Here is a 3,406-nt window from a genome sequence, read left to right as displayed (position 1 = left end):
GTAGTAAAAGGATACACTAAACAAGAGTGGCAAAAGGTAAGAGAAAGAAATGAAGTACTAGATTGCCGAATTTACGCAAGAGCAGCATCGATAGCACTGGGAATAGACAGATGGCCAGAGAGTAAATGGAATAGTTTAAGTGAAAAACCAGAAAGTAAAAAATCAAAGAAAATAGTGAAAAGTAAATGGATCAGCAAGTAGTAAATGTATAACGAAGATTATTTAATTCAAGTCGAAGAAGCGATAAAGAAGCTGCAAAGCGGAGAAAGAGTTGTCTCAATTGCATATGGTGACCATGTTGTGCGGTACGGAGAAGTTCAAATAAATGATTTATTGAATTTAAGACAACGAATTAAGGCTGAGTTAAAAGTTGCAGGCATGAGGCCAAAGAGGAAAATTGTTTTTTCAACGAGTAAAGGAATTTTATAAATGCTGCTAAAAACCTTCAAGCAATTATTTAACAAACCAAAGATAAAAAGCTCAGCGTGGGATGCAGCAGGCTCAGGAAGAAGATTTTTTCACTTTCAACCAGAGTTAGGAAGTATAAACAATTTGCTGTCTCAAAGCCTTGAGCACTTGCGTAGCCGCTCTCGTGATATGGTGAGAAAAAATCCATATGCAGCAAATATTATTGATACAATAGTAAGTAACTCTATTGGAACAGGAATAAAGCCGCAATCAAAAGCAAAGAATGCAGAATTTCGAAAGAAAGTACAAGAATTATGGCTGAAATGGACAGATGAAGCAGACAGTAGCGGAGTAAGTGATTTTTATGGGTTACAAGCTCTAGTATGCAGAAGTATGATAGAAGGTGGAGAGTGTTTTGTACGCCTCCGACATCGTAAACTCGAAGATGGATTTTCTGTACCATTGCAACTTCAAGTATTGGAATCAGAACATTTAGATAACAAGAGCAATCAAACACTAGCCAATAGTAATGTAATAAGAAACGGGATTGAGTTCAATAGACTTGGGCAAAGAGAAGCATATTACCTATTTAAAGAACACCCTGGTGAAGGTTCGTTTGGCGAATCAGTGAGAGTGCCAGCAAATGATGTTTTACATATCTATAGACCATTAAGACCTGGGCAAATCAGAGGGGAGCCATGGCTTTCGAGTATACTTCTGAAACTTTATGAGCTTGATCAATACGATGATGCAGAATTAGTGAGAAAAAAGACAGCAGCAATGTTTGCGGGATTTATTACAAGACTTGATCCTGAAGCAAATATTTTAGGTGAGGCGCAAGCAAATGAGCAAGGAGTAGCACTATCTGGCCTGGAACCTGGAACAATGCAGCTTTTAGACCCAGGAGAGGACATAAAATTTTCAGAGCCATCAGATGTTGGAGGAAGTTATGAAGCATTCATGAGACAGCAACTGAGGGCAATAGCAATAGGTACAGGAATAACATATGAGCAGCTAACAGGAGATTTAACAGGTGTTAATTATTCATCCATTCGAGCAGGGCTGATAGAGTTTCGCAGAAGGTGTGCAATGTTACAGCATAACGTGATAGTGTTCCAGTTTTGTAGACCTATTTGGAATAGATGGCTAGAATTAGCAGTACTTTCTGGAGAATTGAGTATAGATGAAAAAGTAGTAAAAGCAGCGAAAGAAGAAGTAAAATGGATACCACAGGGATTTGATTGGGTGGATCCTTTAAAAGACCAGCAAGCACAACAAATGGCAGTAAGAAATGGATTTAAGAGTCGAGCAGAGGTAGTATCAGAAATGGGTTACGATGTAGAAGAAATTGACCAAGAAATAGCAGAAGATCAAAAGCGAGCTAATTCTTTTGGACTTTGTTTCGATTCTGATGTTAATCATAAAGTAGAATAAGTGGAGGAAGTGGTGTGGATAAATAAACCAGTAATGGTAGAGAGAAGAAGCTTTGAACTACTATCGTTATATAACAGCAAACAACCTATCTTTAAGAACTTAAAGCATTTTCATATAAACCCAAAAGGAATAGCAATAATACGTATTTATGGAGTTTTGACTAAAAAAACAGAAGCTTTTGATCATATTTTAGATATGACTTCGTATGAAAATATTCATGAAGAGATAGAGAGCGCTTTAGAAGATAAAAGCATAGAGACGATTCTACTTGACATAGACAGTCCAGGAGGGGAAGTAAACGGTGTCTTTGACCTAGCTGATTTTATTTATGAATCAAGAACAAAAAAGAGAATTATTGCAATAGCAAATGATGATGCATATTCTGCTGCGTACGCTATAGCCTCTAGCGCTGAAAAGGTATTTGTGAGTAGAACTTCAGGAGTAGGAAGTATTGGAGTAATAGCAAGTCACATAGATCAAAGTAGGTTTGATGAAAAGCAAGGTATTAAGTACACCACAATCTTTGCTGGTAGTCGAAAGAATGATTTAAACCCACATGAGCCAATGACGTCTGAAAGTCTGGAAAGCTTACAAAAAGAAGTAGACCGACTATATGAAATGTTTGTGCAGCTAATAGCACGTAATCGAAACCTTTCTATAGAAGCAATCAAATCAACGGAAGCAGGGCTATATTTTGGGGAGAAAGCAGTAGAAATAGGTGTTGCAGATGGAGTTACAACATTTTTTGAATTTATCAACAATCATAAAAGTAGGAGTGTTAGTATGACAACTATTGAGGAAGGCTACGAGAACTGTCGTAGAGAAATTTTAGAGATAATAAGATTATGTAATATATCAAAGATGCCGGAAAAGATAGGAGAATTTATAGAGCAAAGCGTAAGTGTTGAGCAAGCCAGGGAAGTGTTAATGGAACTACTAGTAGAGCGAACAACAAAAGATAAAATTTTCAGCACTTTACCACAAAATTCATCAGAAGATTTGATGATACAAGTAGCTAAAGCTAGAGCACAATCAAGTATTTAAAGTATTTTTATAACCGCCGGGTACAACAACTACAAACATGGCGGTAAACTAAAGGGAAAAAAAGGAGAAAAGAAAATATGACATGTATAACTGAACAAAATAATCTGGGTGACTTATTAAAGTATGAGGCATCAAGTCTATATTCAAGAGATCAAATAACAGTAGCAAAAGGTCAAAATATTAAGCTTGGTGCAGTAGTTGCCAAAAAGACGGAAGATGGTTTTATTAGAGTACTTAATCCCGCTGGAACAGATGGCACACAAACAGCGATGGGTGTAATAGTAAGTGATGTAAATGCAATAGAAAATACTAGAGCGGTAATTATTACTCGTGTCGCAATGTTAGCAGATCATGCAGTTGTGTGGCCAGCAAATATCACTGAAGAACAGAAAGCTGCAGCAATAAAGCAACTTGAAGGACGAGGGATCATCATCTGCAAGGGAGCTTAAAAAAACTATTAAAAACACAAAAGGGGGAAAGTAAAAAATGCAAAATCCATTTACAAATACAGCATTTAGCA

At 36.8% G+C, this 3,406-nt stretch carries 5 protein-coding genes; all 5 read left to right on the top strand.

The window, feature by feature from the left end; all coding sequences use genetic code 11:
* The coding region (locus BA053_RS05725; protein ID WP_174525437.1) for a terminase gpA endonuclease subunit at window positions 1-201 on the top strand (201 nt) is incomplete at its 5' end.
* A gap of 3 nt (window positions 202-204) precedes the next feature.
* On the top strand, window positions 205-429 hold the full coding sequence (locus BA053_RS05720) for a gpW family head-tail joining protein (protein WP_065095024.1): 225 nt from the start codon (window positions 205-207) through the stop codon (window positions 427-429).
* Complete coding sequence (locus BA053_RS05715) at window positions 430-1,842, top strand: phage portal protein (protein WP_065095023.1); 1,413 nt, start codon at window positions 430-432, stop codon at window positions 1,840-1,842. It abuts the gene before it with no gap.
* A gap of 33 nt (window positions 1,843-1,875) precedes the next feature.
* Window positions 1,876-2,886 (top strand): S49 family peptidase, encoded by a 1,011-nt coding sequence (locus tag BA053_RS05710; RefSeq protein WP_065095026.1) that lies wholly within the window; start codon window positions 1,876-1,878, stop codon window positions 2,884-2,886.
* Window positions 2,887-2,963: 77 nt separating this feature from the next.
* Complete coding sequence (locus BA053_RS05705) at window positions 2,964-3,335, top strand: head decoration protein (protein ID WP_065095022.1); 372 nt, start codon at window positions 2,964-2,966, stop codon at window positions 3,333-3,335.
* Window positions 3,336-3,406 lie beyond the last annotated feature (71 nt).

The organism is Wolbachia endosymbiont of Nomada ferruginata (assembly GCF_001675785.1).
In the GTDB taxonomy this organism is placed as follows: Bacteria; Pseudomonadota; Alphaproteobacteria; order Rickettsiales; family Anaplasmataceae; genus Wolbachia; species Wolbachia pipientis.
Note: the sequence above shows the minus strand (reverse complement) of the source record. Positions and strands in the feature narration are given on the sequence as shown.